Below are 23,732 nucleotides of genomic sequence, written 5' to 3'. Positions count from 1 at the left end.
TATGTATCCTTACAGATATTCTATCGTTTTTTCTCCAAAAAGTCTTTCGGCACCAATTCCTCTCGCTATACATTCTTCCAAAAGCTTATTAGACTCTACAATTGCTTTGGATTCATCAGTATATTTTATAGAACTTATGAAAACCAGCCAAGGTTCCATTCCCATAGCATATACAAACACATCTTTAGGATTAAAAATATCGATAAAAGCCATACCCTGATTATAATCTGAGCCCGCCAGGCGTCGGGAAAGGTCTTTATCCCGATCCAGCTTTTCATACATCAACGGTCCATACAACCAAGATAAAGGAGCTCCTTCGCATTCCATTCCTAAAAACAATACATCCACTTCGCCTACAACTTCTTTTACCTTTTCATAAATTCTCGGTTCTATATTACATGAATCTGCTGCAAATAAAAGCCTGATTCCATTATGCAAAGAGAAATGATAACACAGTTTACTTCTCACATCTAGATCAGCATGCTCTCCTAAGAAAGGAAGCCCTGTGATCGTACAGTTTTCCATTTCAATACTTTCAAGCTCGTGAAGCTCAATAACCTGATTGAATCCGATTTTTTTAAACATTAGTTTAAGGTCCGGATCCTGTAAATTTCCTTTGCTGCTGCTTGGAACAATAATTGTTTTTATCCGGTGGCGAAGCTGCAATAGGGTTTCCAAAAGAATATGATCCTGATGGTTATGTGTAATCAAAACGTAATCAATCTCCTCAGGAAGATCATTAATGGTATATCTGTTTACATCGGTTTCATAGCCATCGTAGCTTATTACCGGATCTACCAGTATTGATATCTTTTTTGTTTCTACCAAAACGCAGGCATGACCAAAATATCTGGTTCTGACGCCAGGTCCGTCGTATGCCTTGAATTCAGATGGTTTTTCTGTTGTAAAAAACTGTTTGAAATGCTCTTCTTTTTCAGCAGGGATATTTAAAAGATTCTTAATGCTTTCATAGCTTCCTGGAATTTTTTTCATTCTGAACAATTCGTCAATCACTTCTGATTTGAAAGGAATTTCCAATTGAATAACATGATCTTCAGGTAATCTGGGTGTACTTAATACAAATGATCTTGAATCATCTGCATCAATAAGCTGTAATGCAATAGACTGACAAGATTCATCATAATATTTACTCTGGTATAATAACGGCTCGATGAGTCTGTAATTAACATTATTATTCAGGTCATAATAAAGTTCTACATACCCTTTCAGAATTTCAGGGACTTTATCATACATCTTGTTCAGAGAAAATCCTTTCATTTCTACCTGTAAAATCTGGTTTAGCTCTCTTAATGCCTCATCCAGTTCTAATAAATGCTTTCTTTTTTGAATGGTGTCATCATATAATTTTGTGATTTCCTCTACTCTTTCATCCTGATAATCCATAAACGGACCTCCTAGCATTTTAGGATTTTTAACAGCTATACTGTGGGTTTTAGAATTTTTAATATAAGAGTCCATAATTCTGAGATGGCGCTTTTTAATATTCATTGCTGCAGTAGCCGGAGATATAAGGTGTGACCAGGCGTACCAAAAATCGATCAGAGGCTCAATGATCACATTAAGTTTCAAATAATACTTATTATCCAATTCTTCCATATACTATATATTCTGTTGTATTTTTACTTTAAATAATGGTTCTGAAAACATCCTCTTCTTTATCTTCCATCTCGCTGATTATTAAAGCCAGCTCACTTATAGTTGGTTTCTCAAGAAAGACATTTATTTTCAGTAGTTTGTTTAATCTTTTCTGTATTTCTCCGATAATTCTTATGGCATTCATGCTGTTCCCACCCAGTTCAAAGAAATTATCTGTAACACTAATGTTATCAAGTCCCAACATCTCTTCCCATATTTCTTTCAGCTGTCTCTCAACATCATTACTAGGAGCTACATATTCATGCTTAATCAAATCTGATGATGTAACATCACGAAGCTTATCACGGTCTGTCTTTCCATTACCCGTTAAAGGAATACTTTCAAGCTCAACATAAAAGTTGGGAAGCATATAGGAAGGAAGTTTATTTTCCAGATAAGCAGACAGCGCTTTCTTATCCATATCGCCATCCACAACATAATACACCACAAGGCTCTGATCTCCTTCATGATCCTTAACTGCTGTTACCGCTGCTTTTATAGCATGGCTGTAAGAAAGAACATGGCTATCAATCTCCCCAAGCTCTATACGGTAACCCCTTATCTTAACCTGCTCGTCCGCTCTGCCCAGATATTCTATACTACCGTCTGAAAGCCACCGGCCAAGATCTCCCGTACGATACATATTACCCCCTGATCCATATGGATCAGCAACAAACTTCTCTAATGTTAGCTCTGGAAGATTTAAATACCCTTTAGAAACTCCTAATCCTGATATATAAAGTTCTCCGGGAACTCCAACCGGAACTAAATGCCCGTCAGCATCAAGGATATGAACCTGAGTATTGGATATGGGTTTACCTATGCTTACGGCTGAATCTACGATCCGAGAGGCAATACATCCTATGGTGGTTTCTGTAGGTCCATATTCGTCGTATATTTCAATGTCTTCACGGAGGGAATACAGAGTACGGATATGATCATTATGAAGCTTCTCTCCTCCTAAAATGACTTTTCGGATTTGAGATGATTTAATTTCCGCAGTCTTCAATAAGGAAATATGAGATGGAGTAAGTTTAAGAATATCTACTTCTTTATGCTCAAGCATGGTAAGAAGACACTGTAAACTGTCATCATCAGGGCTTCCAAGGAAAAGCTTGCTCCCTCTTGTTAAAGAGCAGAAAATTGCAGTTCCAGACAAATCAAACGAAACAGAGGTAAACATACCCCAATTTCCCCGTTCATCAGCATTGAAATAAAAATTGTTACTCCATAAAACATAATTGAGAAGATTGATATGGCTTACACAAACTCCTTTAGGATGACCTGTGGTTCCGGAAGTGTAAATTACATAAGCCGAATTATCACCTGTATTTACTTCAGATGGATTTTCTTTGGAATAATCTTCTCTGCAATGATTGAATTCCAATAAAAATTTTTCATCTATTACGACTTTTGCATTGCTGTCACTGATGATATATTCTATTCTTTCTGCAGGATAATCTACATCGACAGGAACATAAGCTGCTCCTGATTTTAATATCCCCAGAATCGAAATAATCATATTCTCACTACGGGAAAGATGCAGACAGATGAAATCCTCAGACACGATATGATAATGAGCCCTAAGGTAGTGAGCCAACTGATTGGATCGCTCATTCAACACCTCATAACTAAGCTCAAGCCCTTCAAATTCTAAAGCAACCGCTGAAGGAGTTTTTAAAACCTGTGATTCAAATAAACTTACAACGGTATCTCCAGAAGGAAACGCTACAGAAGTATTGTTAAAATCTGTTATCAGCTGTTTCTTTTCTTCAGGACTTAAATATTCTAACTCCTGAAGAGGAAGATCGGGATATTTAATACTATTCTGTATGATATTCTTAAGATGGTTCATCGTTTTTCCAATAGCTTCCTTATCGTATAAATCAACATTGTATAATATTACAGCTGACAGTCCGCTATCAGACTCTGAAAAACTAAATTCAATATCTGTTTTGGCAATTCCATACTCAATCTGATAACTTTCAATCATTAATCCATCAATTGTATCTGACTTTTCAGAGAGGAAAATGCTATTGTAATTATTAAGAACAACCGCAACATCAAACAGTGCAGATCTGCTTATATCTCTCTGATAATTTATATCTGACAACATCTGTTCAAATGGATAATCCCCATTATCAAATGCTTCAGTAATTATCTTTTTTTCTTTTTTTATAAAAGAATCAAAAGTATCTTCTTTGGAAATTACTGACCTCAGAGGAAGGGTATTTAAAAATAGACCTAATTGGTTTTCAAGATCCGGATGGTTTCTTCCTGAAAAGCTGGTTCCAACAATAATATCACTCTGTTTCGTGTATTTATATAGTAATGCTTTGACGCAAGCCACAAGATAAGTAAACAGTGAAATATTGTTTTTGTTCAACAGCTCTCTGATATCTGCCATATCATCACCCCCAATAAGGAATTGAGCTGTATCTCCATTATACGTCTGCTGTTTATTTCTTTTTTTTGAAAATGGCATTTCAATTTTTTGAATATTTCCGGAAAGGGATTTCTGCCAATATTCTTTGAATCCCTCAATATTCTTTTTATTTATCCAGTCAGCATAGTCTTTATATTGAATATTCAGGGCTGTCATATTGATTTCTTCATTTTTAAATAAAGAATTGTATACTTTTATGATTTCTGATGCAAATAAGTTATTTGACCAGCCGTCACAAATAATATGATGAATATTAAACCATAAAATATGTTCATTACTATTCATCTTAATCAGATGAATTTTAAACAGGGGAAACTCATTTAATTTAAATTCAATTTCTTTTGCATTTAAAAATGCAGTAAGCTCCATCTTTTTATCCTGAGAAGATGACAAATCAACAGTATCTATGGTAAAATTAACGGTTTCAAAAGGTAAAATCTGCTGATAGACGGTATCATCTATATTAACAAAAACTGTCCTTAAGATCTCGTATCTGTTAATTAAATATTTAAATGACTCTTCAAGTTTTGATGCTTCCAGATCACCTTTTAATTTATATGCCTGGCTTATGTTATATGCTTTTGAAGATTCTTCATTTTGCTGTATCACCCAAAGTCTGTATTGGGTAGGACTTACAGGATAATATTGTGATTCTTCAACTTTAGGAATTGATATAAAACCCTCAGAATTTTTCTGTCTTGATAAATATTTCGACAGCAGCTGAATTACAGGATTTTCCATAAAGTCTTTTATGGAAATGGTCTTATTGAAGGTGGTTTTAATTTTATTGATAATTCTTATCAAAACCAAACTATGCCCACCCAGTTCAAAGAAATTATCTGTAACACTAATTTTATCAAGTCCCAGCATCTCTTCCCATATTTCTTTCAGCTGTCTCTCAACATCATTACTAGGAGCTACATATTCATGCTTAATCAAATCTGATGATGTAACATCACGAAGCTTATCACGGTCTGTCTTTCCATTACCCGTTAAAGGAATACTTTCAAGCTCAACATAAAAGTTGGGAAGCATATAGGAAGGAAGTTTATTTTCCAGATAAGCAGACAGCGCTTTCTTATCCATATCGCCATCCACAACATAATACACCACAAGGCTCTGATCTCCTTCATGATCCTTAACTGCTGTTACCGCTGCTTTTATAGCATGGCTGTAAGAAAGAACATGGCTATCAATCTCCCCAAGCTCTATACGGTAACCCCTTATCTTAACCTGCTCGTCCGCTCTGCCCAGATATTCTATACTACCGTCTGAAAGCCACCGGCCAAGATCTCCCGTACGATACATATTACCCCCTGATCCATATGGATCAGCAACAAACTTCTCTAATGTTAGCTCTGGAAGATTTAAATACCCTTTAGAAACTCCTAATCCTGATATATAAAGTTCTCCGGGAACTCCAACCGGAACTAAATGCCCGTCAGCATCAAGGATATGAACCTGAGTATTGGATATGGGTTTACCTATGCTTACGGCTGAATCTACGATCCGAGAGGCAATACATCCTATGGTAGTTTCTGTAGGTCCATATTCGTCGTATATTTCAATGTCTTCACGGAGGGAATACAGAGTACGGATATGATCATTATGAAGCTTCTCTCCTCCTAAAATGACTTTTCGGATTTGAGATGATTTAATTTCCGCAGTCTTCAATAAGGAAATATGAGATGGAGTAAGTTTAAGAATATCTACTTCTTTATGCTCAAGCATGGTAAGAAGACACTGTAAACTGTCATCATCAGGGCTTCCAAGGAAAAGCTTGCTCCCTCTTGTTAAAGAGCAGAAAATTGCAGTTCCAGACAAATCAAACGAAACAGAGGTAAACATACCCCAATTTCCCCGTTCATCAGCATTGAAATAAAAATTGTTACTCCATAAAACATAATTGAGAAGATTGATATGGCTTACACAAACTCCTTTAGGATGACCTGTGGTTCCGGAAGTGTAAATTACATAAGCCGAATTATCACCTGTATTTACTTCAGATGGATTTTCTTTGGAATAATCTTCTCTGCAATGATTGAATTCCAATAAAAATTTTTCATCTATTACGACTTTTGCATTGCTGTCACTGATGATATATTCTATTCTTTCTGCAGGATAATCTACATCGACAGGAACATAAGCTGCTCCTGATTTTAATATCCCCAGAATCGAAATAATCATATTCTCACTACGGGAAAGATGCAGACAGATGAAATCCTCAGACACGATATGATAATGAGCCCTAAGGTAGTGAGCCAACTGATTGGATCGCTCATTCAACACCTCATAACTAAGCTCAAGCCCTTCAAATTCTAAAGCAACCGCTGAAGGAGTTTTCAAAACCTGTGATTCAAATAAACTTACAACGGTATCTCCAGAAGGAAACGCTACAGAAGTATTGTTAGCCAAGGCAGTGATTTTTTCATCGACCTGAGTTACAACTGCTTTTTGTTCGTGTAGTAATTGATGGTAAATCTTTTTGAATTGCTCCTCAATAAGTTCTTTTTCCAGTGGTGAAAAAACAGCACTATTATAATACAGATCTACCGTTAAATCTTCACCTGAATCGATAACAGTAAACTTACAGTCAAAAATATCCTGTACAGAGTATATATTAACGATGTCAATATTCGTATGATTCAAAACTTTTCTGGTGTCGATATATTCAAAACCGTATTTAAAATATACTTTGTTTTGTTTTTTCCTGTTTAAAGTAAAATAATCTGCCCAACTTTTTACATTTTCAATATCTTTTTCAATTCTTACCGCATTTTCCGATACAGTAAAACCAGAGGAATGGGCTTTAAGATTTAATGCTGACATAGAATTCACGTATCCTATGGTATGAATAAGCTCATCATATTGCCGGTTTTGATTTACATAGCCGATAGTAATTTCTTTATCATCAGTTTTATAAACAGAAAGATAATTATTTAAACATAATACTAAATAAGTCTCTACGCGTAAGTTAAAGTTATCCAGTCTTTTTATTAGATCAGAGTAGTTTTCTTTATTGACAGAAATTATATTTTTTCTTTCCGGAGTAAAAACTTCAGCTTTCCCTCCAAATGGGATAACCTTATTTTCCGGCGTTGCGTTATAAATTTCCCAAAACAACTTAGCATCCTCTTCAGGCTCCTCCAAAAGTTCATTTTGCCAGGAAGAAAAATTATAAAATTCTATTTTATTCTGGTGTTGATATTGGTCCGTCATCCTTTCCCTAATTTCTTTCAACAAATATAAGCCACTATATAAATCACCAAACAATGAATATAGACGAATAACGATATATTTAACATATCCTGAAACTAATCCCAGCCCCACTCTAAGCGCTTTATCCTCCGAATATTTATAACGATGTCCGAAACCCGTCTGAACATCCCGCATAAAGCTCTCGTAATCAACATCATAATCGTAGTGCCAGTCTTTTATTTCAATTTCTCCATCCTCTTCAAACTGAATAGTGCTTGTTAGATCATTTCTTGAAAATATTTTATATGATAATACTTCGTGCTCTTTTATGGATTGATAAATTTGGGTAATAATGTCTTCCCTGGAATATTTATCTTCTATCTTTATAATAACCTGATTATAGAACTGGTCTAAATTATTTGATCCTACTGACAGCAAATTGATCTGATTTTCGGACAATTTATATCCTTTAACTTTCTCCATTTATTTAATATATTTTCATATGAAATTAGCACATAGAAACAATGATTTTTCTTTCTCCTTCGTATGAATTTCTTCCGTGAGAAGATAGATAATTATCCAGAAACAGTACATCTCCTTTTTCCCACGGGAAATATACTGTTCCTTTCTTATAAGCTTCATACAGCTCAGTATATTCTTCTTTTGTAAACTCCTGTCCATCTCCAAAATAAGTATTATTGGGGAGTTCATCATCAGAATCTATAGCTGACAATAATATTTCGTCGTAACTGTATCTGTTGAAAAACATTCCGTGATTAAACCATATTAATTCTTTACTGACAGGATGCTCAATAATAGCTTTCTTTTTCCAAGTAACCACCAAATCATCTTCATCCAGCCAATTATAAGAAATACCATTCTTTTCACACTCTCTTTCTACTTCATTTTTATCTGTTGTTTGAAAAACTTCTTGCCATGGCAAACCTAACAAGCCATTCATTCTTCTTTTATAAAGAATTCCTTTTTCCATAAACTTATTTTTAATTTCTTCACTTATATTCCCCAGTACTCTTCTGTTATCTGCTATAGGTGTTTCCCCTTTTAATGATGCAGGCTGAATACAGCAAAATATAATCTTATCTGGCGGTGATGGTGCATATGAATGCTCGCTATGCATATTGATACTGTAACTATTAGGATAAGTTGTTGAAACATATACGTTATTCATTATTGAATACCTAGGTGAAGAGCGGAACTTATATTCTAAAGCTGGCTTTTCAAAAACTGAAACCAAATCTTGAAATTTTTCTGCAGTATCAATATTAAATCCTCTACATAATATGGCTCCATACTCTAATAAATGTTTATCGAAATATTCGCTGTTTTCTTTAAGCCAATCTTTTAAATTAATATTAGAATCCGATGCCTGAACTACAAAAGGATATTTTTCTTCATTTATAAAATCTTTTAAAATATTATCGTCTGAAGATACTGGAGTATTGTTCTGGTTTTTTAATTTGCTTAATCTGTCCATAATTGTTATTTTTTTATAAATGCACTTAGCTTTTTTGAATTTTTTTGTTTGATAAAATCAGCATCCATAGAGGTTATGATTTCTTTTATGTTTTGTTGAACAACTGCTTTAAAATATATACTCTGCTTTTCTAACTTTTCTTTGGCTTCATGTAGTGGAAGATCAATATTATCTTTAAAAAACACTAAAATATCTTCGAATGTCTTTACAATATTGGCAACTGAATAATCATCAAAAACATTTTTGTTATAATCAACCAAAATCCGCATGTCCTGTCCTGTAGGTAAAATTTCAAAATTAAAATCATAGGTAGTCTGTAAATGTAGATTAGACTTTTCTACTGTCATTTTATTAGATCCGCTGTTATTTGCTATATCATTGCTCATTAAAAAATTTTCGAATATGAGAATGTGATTGATTAGATTTCTTTTCAACTGTATCTCTGCAAGACTGAGGTAATGGTGATCTGTACTTTTTATAGAATCCTCGTGAACTTTATTTAAAATACTTCGTGGAGTATCATTACTGTTAAAAATAACACGAATAGGAATGGTATTAATAAACAAACCTACCATACTTTCAATTCCTGATACTTCCGGAGGTCTTCCTGAGACTACGGCTCCGAATATTATATCTTCAGAATGATTATAAGAACTCAACAAATAAGACCATGCTGCTTGCACATATGTATTCAGGGTCACTCCTAAATCCTGACAGAACTTAACAAGTTCTTTGTATGTCGCACGGTTTATAAAAGAGACATGAGATGCTAGATCATATCCAATGTTTTCTTTTGGTTTCTCAAATGGAATAAGATTTGTTGAACTTAAACCATCAAGATATCTTCTCCAGTACTCCAAAGTAGAATCCCTGTTTACAGTACTTAGCCACTTAATATACGAAGAGTATTTTTCAGGTTCTGGTAGGGACAAAGTGTTTTCCTGCTGAAGGCTCTGTAAAATGGTTGAAAAATCATTGATTAAAATGCTCAGGCACCAACCATCCATAATGATATGGTGATGGCTCCAAATAAACTCATAGTAATCATCCAGTAATTCCACAACCATTAAACGCATCTGCGTCGGTTCTCCCAAATTAAAACCACGGTGTATATCGTCATTTTTAATTGAAGCTAATTGATATCCCGATTCTAACTGTAAATGCATGAACTCGACACGAGCATTCTTATGAACAATCTGTAAAGGTACCTCCCAATAACGGTTCTCAAAAGAGGTTCGTAGAATTGTATAACGGTTAACCAATATACGAAACGCTTCTTCTACATGGGATAAATCCAGATCTACAGACTTAATTCTATATGAAGTCTGCATAAAGTATGCAGAACTATTAGTATCTAACAGCCAATGGTAATACAATCCCTGCTGCATCGGTGAAAGCTCATAAATATCTTCTACTTCTGAATCTTTACTCATTTCTGCAAGAGTAGTAAATGGCAATCTGTTATAGGTAAGATCTGAGGGAGTAAGCACCACTGATGAAGCTTCACTTTCTTTAATCATAGTTTCTAAATGGGTACGATAATAAGATAATAACCTTTCTATTGTACTTTCTTTAAATACTTTACCTGAGAAACGGATATGAATACTCATCTCGCCGTTTACCGTCATGCCGGAAACATCTAGTAAAATATCGGTTAAAAGGTTATCGCGGGAAACCGGTGAGCCAATGTATTCTGATGAATAGCTCAATATAGAAGAAGTTATAGCTTCTGTACCTGAATCACCAGCTCCTATATCATTAAAGTCTCCTAAATAATTAAATAAAACACTCGCTTTGGACACAGAAAGAATCTCTTGCTGTAGATAATGGAGCACACCATAACCAATTCCTTTATTGGGAATACGGCGTAAACTTTCTTTTACACTTACCAAAGATGGCTGGCTCTCATCACTGATATCAAGACTAAAAGGATATACACTGGTAAACCAACCTATTGTTCGGCTGAGATCAAGACCAGTCTTCATTACTTCTCTACCATGACCTTCCATTAGAACTTTAGTAGTTCTTACACCAAAATAGTCTTGTAACGCTAATCCTAAACCAGTCAGTAAAACATCATTAATATCCGCATTATATTTCCTTCCCGCACGGGTCTGTAATAATTTTGTAGTTTCTGATGTTAAAGTAAAGCCAAGCGTATTTTCTAAAATAGTCTTCCCTAATACCGGATAATCCGTCACAATAGTATCATACTGTTTAGACTCTACTCCTTCCCAATATAAACGTTCTTTAGAGAGTTCTAAGCTCCTGCTGTATTCATCTAAAGCTTTTCCCCAATTTTGGAAAGAATCTGTTTTGGTCGGAAGATCAAATGATAAGCCCAGAACTACGGACTCGTACAATCTTCCTAAATCTTCCAACAAGATACGCCATGATACTCCATCAATTACCAAGTGATGAACCACTAATATAATACGATCTCCATCTTTCATGGAAACATGTCCAACATTAAATAAAATACCCGAACTTATATCAATATTGCTTTGAAGATTTTCTCCTATCTTTTGTAGACTTTCAAGTTCTTCTGATTTGCTTGATGCGCTTGTTCTTAAGTCAAAATACTCAAAACTATAATGTTTAGAAGTAGCATCTGCATTAAATTGGGTCCAGATACCTTCCACATTGTTATAGACCATTCTCAATGCATCATGATGTTCAACAAGACGTTTTATAGAAGCTTCCAAAGAAGAGAATGAAAGCCGCTGTATACTTTTTAAAATAACAGATTGGTTATAATGGCTTTTGTTAACTATGTCTTCACTCTCAAAGAAATATCTTTGGATAGGGGTTAAAATAGAGGTGCCTGTGACGGCTGACTGATCAATCAAAACCACTTCACTCGTTATATAACGAGACAGATCCTCTAATACAGGATATTGTAGAATGTGTTCTACCTTAAGGCTATAGCCTTGCTGGCGTAGTCTTGATACAATTTGAATTGATTTTATTGAATCTCCCCCTAGATTATAAAAATTGTCCTTGATACTTATTGATTCATACTTAAGCACCTGTGCGCAGACTTCTACCAAAATACGCTGATGTACTGTAACCGGGGCTACATATTCATTCTTAATTAAATCTTTTGACAATACTGCAGGAAGATTATTACGATCAATCTTACCATTATTTGTCAATGGAATACTCTCTAGCTCTACATAAAAACCCGGAAGCATATACTGGGGAAGCTTTCCTGCAAGATATTGTGATAAATCATGCTTATCTATCGGGGAGCCGGAAACATAATATACCACCAGAATCTTATCTCCTCCATGTTCCTTAACTTCCGTAACTACGCTCTTTATATCTGCACTGTAAGTTAAAACATAACTGTCGATCTCTCCCAGCTCTATCCGATGCCCACGTATCTTTACCTGATGGTCGATTCTGCCTAAATACTCAATATTACCATCTGGCAACCAGCGTCCCAAATCTCCCGTACGATACATCTTTGTTCCTGGAACAAATGGATTATTTAAAAACTTATCTTCTGTCAATTCTTCAAGATTAAGATAACCTCGGGCCAGTCCTGAACCTGAAATGTAAAGCTCACCAACGACACCTATAGGTACAATGTGATGATATTTATCTAGTATGTAAACCTGAGTATTTGATATAGGCTTGCCGATTGGAACTGTAACAGCTTTTCTTTTAACTTTAAAAAAGGTACTATAAACAGTGTCTTCTGATGGTCCATAAATATTATATAATTTTAAAGATTCTAAAGGAACATGGCGAATATGCTTATAAGTTAACGCCTCGCCTGCTAAGTTCAGAATTTTTACATTTTCAAATAATTCTTCTGAAGAAATGCTCAATAAAACTGAAGGTACCGTATTAATTAAAATATTCTTATCTACTTTTGCATAATCGCTAATTTTAAAAGCATTTTGTAAGATTCTTAGCTTCTTACCACAAGAAAGAGCTAAAAACATTTCATATACAGAAATATCAAAACAATAAGAAGTCGCAGCATATATAATATCAAAATCTTCTTTCGGAAATACTGTTTGTGACCAATAGATTAGTGTAACCACATTTTTATGTTCAATCATTACCCCTTTAGGATTTCCTGTCGTTCCCGAAGTATAGATGATATAAGCCAAATGATCCGGCCTGATAAATATATCTACATTCTCTGTCGAATAGTAATTTCTTACCAATTCAAAATCCAAAAGAAAAGATTCGTCTATTGTTACCTTAGAATTGGTATCAGCCAAAATATAATCCTTTCTATCCTGCGGGTAATCTACATCAATTGGAACGTAAGCTCCTCCCGACTTCAATATCCCTAAAATACCCTCAATCATCTTATCACTTCGAGGAAGTTCAATACAGATCAAATCATCTCCATTTATGGAATATTTCTCACGTAAATAATGAGCCAGCTGATTCGATCTTGCATTCAGTTCAAAATAAGTCAATGAAATATCTTCATAGACAACCGCTATATGATCAGGCGTTATTAATACCTGTTTTTCAAATAAACTTATAATGGTTTCATCACTAGGGTAGTTAACTTCCGTAGAATTAAATGACTCCAAAATTGCCTTTTCTTCAGAACTTATGTAATCCAGAGATTTTAACGGAATTTCAGAAGAAAAAACAAACTGATGAAGTACTTCTTTAAAGTGAGATACCAAAAACTTCATTGAGGATGTCGAAAGCAATGAAGCATCATAACGGAACTCAATATGCAGACCGCCATGGTCAGGAACTGCTACAATCGTAAGGGGGTAATTTGTCTGTTCAAAAGAACCTACTGACTCAGACGATAAGCCCGCATATGAACTTGTTTCTACATTACCTTTATCATTCTTTACATAGTTCTCAAAAACAATAATATGATTTATCAGTTCTTTTCCTAAAGAGGATAAAGACTGGATCTCTGCCAAACTATTAAAGTGATAACGGCTACTCTGAATAGAATCCTGATGAATCTGATTTAATAAACTTCGTGGAGTATCCTCTTCCCCAATTCGTGCACATACGGGGATCGTATTGATAAAAAGGCCCACCATATTCTCAATACCTGGAATCTCTGCAGGTCTTCCGGATACTACGCTGCCAAAGACTACTTCTTCTGAGGAATTATATGAACTTAAAAGATAAGACCATGCTCCTTGAACGTAAGTGTTCAATGTAATCCCTAAATCTTGGCAGAAATTTTCAATAGCACCAAAATCATGATCTCTTATGCTAAGGGTTTCGGTAAGGTAATGGGAAGAGGATGCTTCATCTGTATTAACAAAAGGAATCAATGTAGGGGAATCAATGCCCTGAAGATAGTTTTTCCAATATGCTAAAGCTTCTTCTTTATCCACACTTTCAAGCCACTTAATATAGGATGAGTATTTCTCTGTATCAGGTAACGGAATCGAAATACCATTTTGAAGGCTCCCTAATATTGTGGAAAAATCATTAATTAAAATACTCAGGCACCAACCGTCCATAATGATATGGTGATGACTCCAAATAAACTCATAATATCCATCCGGTAATTCAACCACAAGTAAACGCATCTGCGTAGGCTCACTCAGAATAAAACCTCGGTCTATATCGCCTTGTTTAATATTATCTAATTCAAGTTCGGATGCCAGGATCAAATGCTTAAAGTCAACTCGAGCCTCTTTATGAACAATCTGTAAAGGAACTTCTCCATAACGGTTCTCAAAGGAAGTACGAAGAATGGTATAACGGTTAACCAATGCTCCAAATGCCTTTTCTATCAGAGATAAATCTAGGTCAGAAGCCTTAACACGATAGGAGGTCTGCATAAAATATGACAAACCTTTAGGATTTACTAACCAATGGTAATACAATCCTTGCTGCATCGGAGAAAGTTCGTAAATATCTTCTATTTCAGCATCTTTACTGATTTCTTCAATGATACTGAATGATAAGCCTTTGTATTTGTAAGTAAGGTCTGATGGGGTTAAAGCCACTGATGAATCTTCGCTTTCTCTGATCATAGATTCTAAATGAGACTGATATGCTGATAAAAGAGACTCTATCGTATTTGCTGTAAATACTTTATTCGAGAAACGAATATTGATATTCATTACTCCATTAACCGTCATCCCGGAAACATCCAGTAAGATATCTGTAAATAAATTATCCAAGGAAACGGAAGGACCTATATTTTCAGAACTATAACTGAATAATGATTGAGATTCTCCTGTATCATAATTTCCTGCATCATCAAAGTCGCCAAGGTAGTTAAACTGTAACCAAGCCAAACTCTTTGGAGTAAATGGCTCATTCAGATAATTCAGAATACCATAACCGATTCCTTTATTCGGAATCTCTCGCATACCCTCCTTTACACTTACCATGACGGGTTGGCTATCATCACTGATATCAAGATTAAAAGGATACACACTGGTAAACCAACCCACCGTACGGCTGATATCTAAACCTGTACCCATAGTCTCACGACCATGGCCTTCCATCAAAACTTTCGTCTTGCATACTCCAAACTGATCCTTTAGAGACAATGCTAAGCCGGTTAATAAAACATCATTGATCTCTGCATTATACTTCCTACCCGCAAGTGTTTGTAGTAATTTTGTAGTATCGGTATTCAGGTCAAAACCTAAGCTGTTTTCTAAGATCTGTTTGCCTTTCACCGGATAATCCGTAGTAATGGAAGCATATGTTTCGGATTCTATTCCTTCCCAATACAAACGCTCTTTAGATAATGCTGAGCTTTTGCTATAATCCTCCAATGCGTTACCCCAACGCTGGAAAGAATCTGTCTTGGAGGGAAGCTCATAAGATAGCCCCTGAACTTCCGATTTGTATAACTTTCCTAAATCTTCCAACAAGATACGCCATGATACACCATCAACTACCAAGTGATGAACCACTAATATAAGACGCTCGCCATCACTCATTGATACATGGCCTACATGAAATAGAACTCCTGAAGTTATATCTATGGAGCTTTGAAGCTCCTCGCCTATCTCTTGTAATCGGGATAATTCTTCTGAGTTACTTCCGCTATCTTTTAGATCAAAAGATTGCAAATGATAGTGATTATTTTCTATTCCTGAATTATATTGAACCCAAAATCCAGCTTTCTCGCTATAAACCATTCTCAAGGCATCATGATGCTCGACAAGACGTTTTATAGAAGTTTCTAATGCAGCTACCGAAAGCTTTTCTGTACTCTTTAGGATAACAGACTGGTTATAATGATTCTTGTTAACAATATCCTCACTCTCAAAGAAATATCTTTGGATAGGAGTAAGTATACTTTCTCCTATAACAACAGACTGATCAATCTCAACAATATCTGTCGTGATATAACCTGCCAGCTCTTCTAAAATCGGATACTGAAGAATATGTTCTACCTTAAGGCTATACCCTTGCTGACGAAGCCTGGAAACGATCTGAATTGATTTTATGGAATCTCCTCCAAGGTTATAATAATTGTCTCGAATACTGATAGGTCTATACTTTAAGACCTGCTCACAAATAGAAACCAGCACTTGTTCTTCTTCATTTCTCGCCGCTACATATTCATTTTTAATCATATCCGTACTGCTTACCTCAGGTAAACTCTTTCGGTCAACCTTCCCGTTGCTCGTTAAAGGAATATGATCCAATTCTACATAAAAACCCGGAAGCATATACTGGGGAAGCTTTCCTGCAAGATATTGTGATAAATCATGCTTATCTATCGGGGAGCCGGAAACATAATATACCACCAGAATCTTATCTCCTCCATGTTCCTTAACTTCAGTAACTACGCTCTTTATATCTGCATTGTAAGTTAAAACATAACTGTCGATCTCTCCCAGCTCTATCCGATGCCCACGTATCTTTACCTGATGGTCAATTCTGCCTAAATACTCAATATTACCATCTGGCAACCAGCGTCCCAAATCTCCCGTACGGTACATCTTTGTTCCTGGAACAAATGGATTGTCTAAAAACTTATCTTCTGTCAATTCTTCAAGATTAAGATAGCCTCGGGCCAGTCCTGAACCCGAAATGTAAAGCTCACCAACAACACCTATAGGTACAATGTGATGATATTTATCTAGTATGTAACAGCCCAATGTCGCAATAGGTTTGCCTATATTAGATAAAGAGCGTGTCATATCTGCAGCGCTAAGTTCTTTATAGGTAACATGGACGGTAGTTTCTGTGATTCCGTACATATTAATCATACGGATTTCCGGATATTTACGATGAAAATCCTGTAGCATAAGAGGATTAAGGGCCTCTCCTCCAAAGATTATGTATCGCAAAGCCAACTGCCCTTGATTAAATAATTTATCATATTCCGACAGGTTATAAAAAGCAGCTGGGGTCTGGTTTAATATAGTTATATTGTTCTTGATAAGATAGCTTAAAAAGGAGCCAGGATCCTGAGCTGTCTTTCTGGTGATTACATGAAGACTTCCTCCGTAGAGTAAAGCGCCATAACACTCCCATACCGAAAAATCAAAATTATAGGAATGGAATAATGTCCAGGAATCATTACTATTAAAATCATAAAGCGAATGATCATTAAACAATAAACGAACCACATTTTTATGTTCAATCATTACCCCTTTAGGATTTCCTGTCGTTCCCGAAGTATAGATGATATAAGCCAAATGATCCGGCCTGATAAATATATCTACATTCTCTGTCGAATAGTAATTTCTTACCAATTCAAAATCCAAAAGAAAAGATTCGTCTATTGTTACCTTAGAATTGGTATCAGCCAAAATATAATCCTTTCTATCCTGCGGGTAATCTACATCAATTGGAACGTAAGCTCCTCCCGACTTCAATATCCCTAAAATACCCTCAATCATCTTATCACTTCGAGGAAGTTCAATACAGATCAAATCATCTCCATTTATGGAATATTTCTCACGTAAATAATGAGCCAGCTGATTCGATCTTGCATTCAGTTCAAAATAAGTCAATGAAATATCTTCATAGACAACCGCTATATGATCAGGCGTTATTAATACCTGTTTTTCAAATAAACTTATAATGGTTTCATCACTAGGGTAGTTAACTTCCGTAGAATTAAATGACTCCAAAATTGCCTTTTCTTCAGAACTTATGTAATCCAGAGATTTTAACGGAATTTCAGAAGAAAAAACAAACTGATGAAGTACTTCTTTAAAGTGAGATATAAATCCAATAATTGTTTCTTTGTTATAAATGTCTACATTAAATGTTGTAATCATTTCTAAAAAAGATCCTTTATTTATAAACTCAAAGTTAATATCAAAAGCTCTCTTAGTAAATCCTATTTCTACGATTTCATCATTGTATATTTCATTGAGTTCATTATCCAGATAATCCTGAAAAACCACAGTGATATCAAATAAGGAATTTCTCGAAACATCTGGGGATAATTGTAAATCTTCAATTAACAAATCAAAAGGGTAATCCTGATATGTAAAAGCTTTTGTAAAAGACTCCTTTACCTTTCTGAATATATCTGTTGAAGTATCTTTTTGAGGTTCCAATACGGTATTTAGTACGATGGTATTCACAAAAAGCCCAGGCATTTCATTAAGGCTTGGATGATTTCTTCCGGAAGTAAAAGTCCCTAATGTAATGTCATTTTCTGAAGTATATTTATTTAATATGACATAAATAGCGCTCAGTAAACTTACATTTAAAGTTCCTTTGTTATCTTTAGCAAATGCTTCCAACTTTTGGGTAAGTCCTGAAGAAATAACTGTCTTTAATGAGTAGCTGTTAAATGTTTTAACGGATGGTCTTTTAACATAAGAAGGTAAATCGATTGTTGGAATTTTTTTAGACAAAAGCTCTACCCAATATCGTTGCGCAACATTATAACTTCCATTATTAACTGCCTCAAGTTTCCAATATGTATAATCCAGATACTGTAACTTTGGAGTACTTATTTCTTCTGAATGCAATATTGCAAAATAATAGTTCAAAATATTTTGCTTTATAATATTCAAAGACACTCCATCAATAATAATATGATGGAAGATAAAATATACAACAATCTTATCTTTAAGCTCAAAAATTTTACATCTAAGCAAGGATCCTTTAGTCAGATCGAATGCCAATGAATTCAAGTCTTGAACAGCATTTTCTATTACTTTTATAGCATCTGATTCATCCTTAAGATCAATAATTTCAACATCAAATCCTGTATTATCTTCCTCTAAAACGCTTTGCTTTATTTCTCCTTTGTTGTTAAGATTAAATACCGTTCTGAAAATCTCAAAGTTTTTGATCAATTGTAAAACAGCAAGTCTGACTATTTCCAGATTATAAGTTGAAGGAAGCTCAATAGGATAATTGATATGATAAGATTTAGATCCTTCCTCAGTAAGACTTTGTAACCACAACCTTTTCTGAGCATCTGAAACAGGATGATCTTTTCCGGTAGCGGTATGTTTGGTAATGCTATTAGAATTATGCTTTAGGATATAGGATATGATCTCCTCTTTATAAAGCCTAATTCGTTTGATAAGACTTTCTTCAATATCTTCTGTGGTGTCAATAACAAGGTTATTATCTTTTACAGAAATGTAAATATTTTTATCTTTTAATTCTTCTAATAAATTTAACATATAATGGTAAAGAATAGGATTTATATGATGATAGTCTTTCGGTCCGGCTCATTGCTGACTACTGTTTTTGAAACAAATAATATCATTTCTATATGAAGGGCAAGATCTTTTATTGTAGGGGCAGCATAAAGATCTTGGGGAGTTAGTTCCAGATTGAATTCTTTATTTACACTTTTCAAAACGGTCATTGCTTTTAATGAATCTCCACCTAATTCGAAGAAATTATCTTTAGTTCCAACTTTTTTAGGCTCAAAAAAGGTATTAAATAATCTACAAAGTTTAATTTCTGTAGTTGAAACAGGCTCTACATAATCGGTGCTATATAGATTGGCTGAGGAAATAAAATCTGCCGGACTATCTTGTATTTTATAATCATAAGTCAGGTACTGATTGGGATTTTTAATAGATGCAACGATGTGATGATTTTGTGCATTGGAAAACACTGTGGTTTTAAATATTTCAATGAGCTTAATATCATTTATTGCTCCCTCACTGTACCCGTCCAGATTGATGCTGGTCCAATTTTCAGGCTTAGATTTACCTATAAAATAATCCATATAAGAATTGGCTACGGAATAAGCTCCAAAGGTCTGACCACCAAGTACCGCTGATAAACTGGAACTAATCCATACAAAATCAAGGTTTCTGCTGGAGAAAATTTCATATAAGTTGATAATTCCCTGAACTTTTGAAGACAGCTGATCCTGAATCGTTTCCACATCAATATGCTCTATAAGTTTTAAAGAGTCGTCCGAAGGGCTTCCAGTTAAGTTTAATACTCCATTAATTTTTCCACATTCCTGTTCTATAAGAGTAACTGTTGATCCAAAAGCCTCAAGGTTAGAAATATCAGAAGTAAAATAAGACACCTCGTTCCCTATTCTACTTTTGAATATTTCATCCAACTTATCAACTGATTTTCTGCCAACAACAACAACTTTAGCGTTGCTTTTTAACAGGTAACTAATCAAAATTGTCCCGATTTTGCCAAAACCTCCAATTACAAGAATAACTTTGGAATCGAGCTGAACATTATAATTTTCCTCACTCCGTCTTTCGTAAAAAGGAATATATCTTTGATCTCCTTTATAAGTTACAACAGGATCTGAAAAGTTGTATTTTATTTCATCAATTAATTTTTGATAAGAAATATCATTTCCTGACGGAACATCTAAAAGAAAACTGAATATATTTTTATTTTCCTGTGCGCATACATATAGCTGACTAAAAGAAGATAGTAATGTTATATTGCTATTTTCATTAATTTCCATGTTATTATAATGACCCAATAAAGTAATCTTATGGGTTGACATTGAATCCTTAGAGATTAAAAATTTTCCGATGATATTAAATAATTTGAAAACAGAAACCATTGCACTTAATAGATTATCCTGTATGTTCCAAGTGAAAACAATTTGATAATTAGTACTATCAGTATTAATAATTCTATCCAAATAATCCTTAACATTTGCTAGATTTATTTCCTCATTTTCATTAAAAAAATCATTCCTTTCTAACTCTATAAAGTCAATTTTCCTGCTTGCCAGTTCAAGAATTATACTTTGCGATAAATCACTGTTTTCCGAAAAAATAATGTAGGTTGCCTTCTCCTCTTTTGCATCTTTAAACAATTGACTATTCTTCCACTTTTTCTGATATAAAAGGTCTAAAAACAAAGAGTTATTATCAATGTTAAATTGCTTAAAAGGATTGACATGAAAATCCAGTTTATTTTTTTCAAATGGATAAGTGGGTAATGAAATTTTCTTTTTCCTTTTATTTTGATAATATTTACTCCAATCTATATTAATACCAGATTGCCACAATTCTCCCAAAGCTTTGTGCAAAAACTTCTGTTCTTCATTTTCATTGAACTTTGGCAATACTCTAATAATGGCATTATCTTTATAACACTCGTTTTGTTTAATTGCATTTGTTAATGTAGAAGGCCCTAATTCAATGAATATATACTCCTTTGACTCCCTCAGAATATTTTTAATCCCTTTTTCAAAAAGAACTGTATTCAGCATTTGTTCTTTCCAATATTGAGATGATTTCGCTTCATCATTTGAAATAAAATTGGCAGTAAGATTAGATATATATGGAATTTCTGGTTCCAATAAATTAATTTCAGAAAATAAATTTTCAAAATCTGAAGAAATATCATCCATCATATGAGAATGGAAAGCGTGTGAGGTTTTTAAAAGTGTGGTTGTAATATTTTTTTTATTAAATATATTGATACACTCCTGAATATCTTCTTCTGTTCCTGATAAAACTGTTGTATGACCTGAATTGATCGCTGCGATTGAAACATTATTCGTTATTTCATTTTTTACTTGTTCAAAAGAAGCATTTACGGCCATCATTTTCCCGGTTGGTAATTTACTCATCAGCAAAGCTCTTTCTGCCACCAACAATAATCCGTCTTCAAAAGAAAGTACTCCAGAAATACATGCAGCAGCATATTCTCCCAGACTATGACCTATCATTAATGAAGGTTTTATACCTATTTCAATAAAAAATTTTGCCAATGCATACTCAATAAGAAATAATAAAGGTTGGGTATATTTTGTTTCGTTAATTTTTAAAGGATCGAAAATATCAGTGCCACCATATCCTAGGATGTGAGAATAATCTGTATTAAATTTATTTTTCAGAATTAAAAGCCCTTGATCTATATACTGCTTAAAACCCTCTTCTTGTTGATAAAGCTGTTCTCCCATTTTAAAATATTGTGCTCCCTGCCCGGGAAATATAAAAACAATAGGCTGAGAAGATTTTGCTTTTTGGTAGAGATCTTTTTTAGTTTCTAGTTTATTTAATAAATCTTCTCTGTCTTTGAAAACGACAGTATTTCTATAATCAAATTGAGCCCTTCCTGTGTTTAAAGAATAGGAAAGGTCTGAAAGGTTAATTTCATGATTTTTGGTGATAATTTTTTTTAGCTTTGTAAAATATTGCCTTAAAGCTTCAGGTCTTTTGGCAGAGTAGGCTATGACATTACTTACCTGTTTATCCTTATGATTGTTTGTATGATCAGGTACAAAATTTTCTAAAATTGCGTGAGCATTGGTTCCCCCAATTCCGAAACTGCTTACTCCCGCAATTAATGGACCATTATCTTTCGTTTCCCATAGTTTTGCTTGAGTATTAACATAAAATGGCCCCTTATTAAAACTTATTTCTGAATTTGCTTTTACATAATGTAAAGATGGTGGTATTATCCTATTTTTTAAAGATAAGGCTGTTTTAATAATTCCAGCAATCCCTGCTGCATTACCAGTATGTCCTAAGTTAGACTTTACAGTTCCTATGGCGCACGTTAAAGTTTGATCATAATTAAATGACTTATTAAGAGCCTCTATTTCAATAGGATCCCCCAGTTTTGTCCCGGTACCATGAGTCTCTATATAAGAAATCTCATTAAGGGAAACCTTAGCAAAATTATGAGCTTGTTTTATACAATCAACTTGGCCTGATATGCTGGGTGCTGTGTATCCTACTTTTCTTTTTCCGTCATTGTTAACGGCAGTTGCTCTTATAATCGCATAGATCTGATCGTTATCATTAAGAGCATCTTCTAATCTCTTCAATACAACCACACCACCACCTTCTGTACCTACTGTTCCACTAGAATTTTCATCAAACGCCCTGCAATGCCCATCTTTAGAAGAGATCATACCTTCTTCATACATATACCCTTTTTCATCTTTGGTATTTAAGGCAATTCCTCCTACAACCGACATGGAACACTCTCTTAGTAACAAAGCCCTACATGCAGTATGTATAGCCACCAGTGAGCTTGAGCATGCAGTATCCATAAAAATACTTGGTCCCTTTAAATTCAGGTTATATGAAATTAAAGAACTGCAAAAATTTTTATTGTTGATTTGTGACAAATAAAAAGGATCAACTGTATCTTTTTTATTAATAGTTGTATGAGCGATCCAATTGAAATTATCCGGAGCAGTAAGATATAAACCTACTTTGTCCTGAATTTTTGATGGATCATAGCATGAATCTTCAAATGCATTCCATACCAATTGATGTAAAATTCTGGTTTGCGGATCCATACTGTTAGCTTCATCCTTGGTGTAACCAAAAAATGAATAATCAAAGCTATCAGAGTGATCTATAAATGTTTTTACTTTTACATACCCAGGATCTTGAATGGTCTTGGCTTCTACTCCGCTTTCCAATAATTCCTGATCTGTATAAAATTCAATCAGTTCATTTCCATTGGCGAGTTCTTCCCAAAATGTAAGGGGATTATCGCAACCGGAAAATATACATGAAACACCTATTATTGCTATATCTCTTTTTAAAGATTCTCTTTGCATGGTAAAAT

5 protein-coding genes are annotated in these 23,732 nt (G+C 34.4%); all 5 read right to left on the bottom strand.

Annotated features, from left to right (window positions below; genetic code table 11):
* Window positions 1-9 precede the first annotated feature (9 nt).
* From AC52CF_RS01605 to AC52CF_RS01585, 5 genes are read right to left on the bottom strand one after another with little or no spacing between them, the layout of a single operon-like run.
* The gene (locus AC52CF_RS01605) at window positions 10-1,617 is read right to left on the bottom strand and encodes an MBL fold metallo-hydrolase (protein ID WP_214587370.1); all 1,608 of its coding nucleotides are present in this window, start codon (window positions 1,615-1,617) and stop codon (window positions 10-12) included.
* A gap of 28 nt (window positions 1,618-1,645) precedes the next feature.
* Window positions 1,646-7,783: a non-ribosomal peptide synthetase gene (locus tag AC52CF_RS01600; protein WP_214587371.1), complete on the bottom strand. Its 6,138-nt coding sequence runs from the start codon at window positions 7,781-7,783 to the stop codon at window positions 1,646-1,648.
* 25 nt (window positions 7,784-7,808) lie between these two features.
* On the bottom strand, window positions 7,809-8,795 hold the full coding sequence (locus AC52CF_RS01595) for a TauD/TfdA family dioxygenase (protein ID WP_214587372.1): 987 nt from the start codon (window positions 8,793-8,795) through the stop codon (window positions 7,809-7,811).
* 5 nt (window positions 8,796-8,800) lie between these two features.
* Entirely contained in the window at window positions 8,801-19,381 is a 10,581-nt protein-coding gene (locus AC52CF_RS01590) for a non-ribosomal peptide synthetase (RefSeq protein WP_214587373.1), read from the bottom strand.
* Between the two features lie 20 nt (window positions 19,382-19,401).
* Window positions 19,402-23,724, bottom strand: a complete 4,323-nt coding sequence (locus AC52CF_RS01585) for a type I polyketide synthase (RefSeq protein WP_214587374.1) — start codon at window positions 23,722-23,724, stop codon at window positions 19,402-19,404.
* Window positions 23,725-23,732 lie beyond the last annotated feature (8 nt).

The sequence above is a fragment of the Chryseobacterium sp. 2P genome (assembly GCF_059579425.1).
The sequence above is the reverse complement of the archived record's forward strand: the minus strand, read 5'-3'. Positions and strand labels throughout refer to the sequence as shown.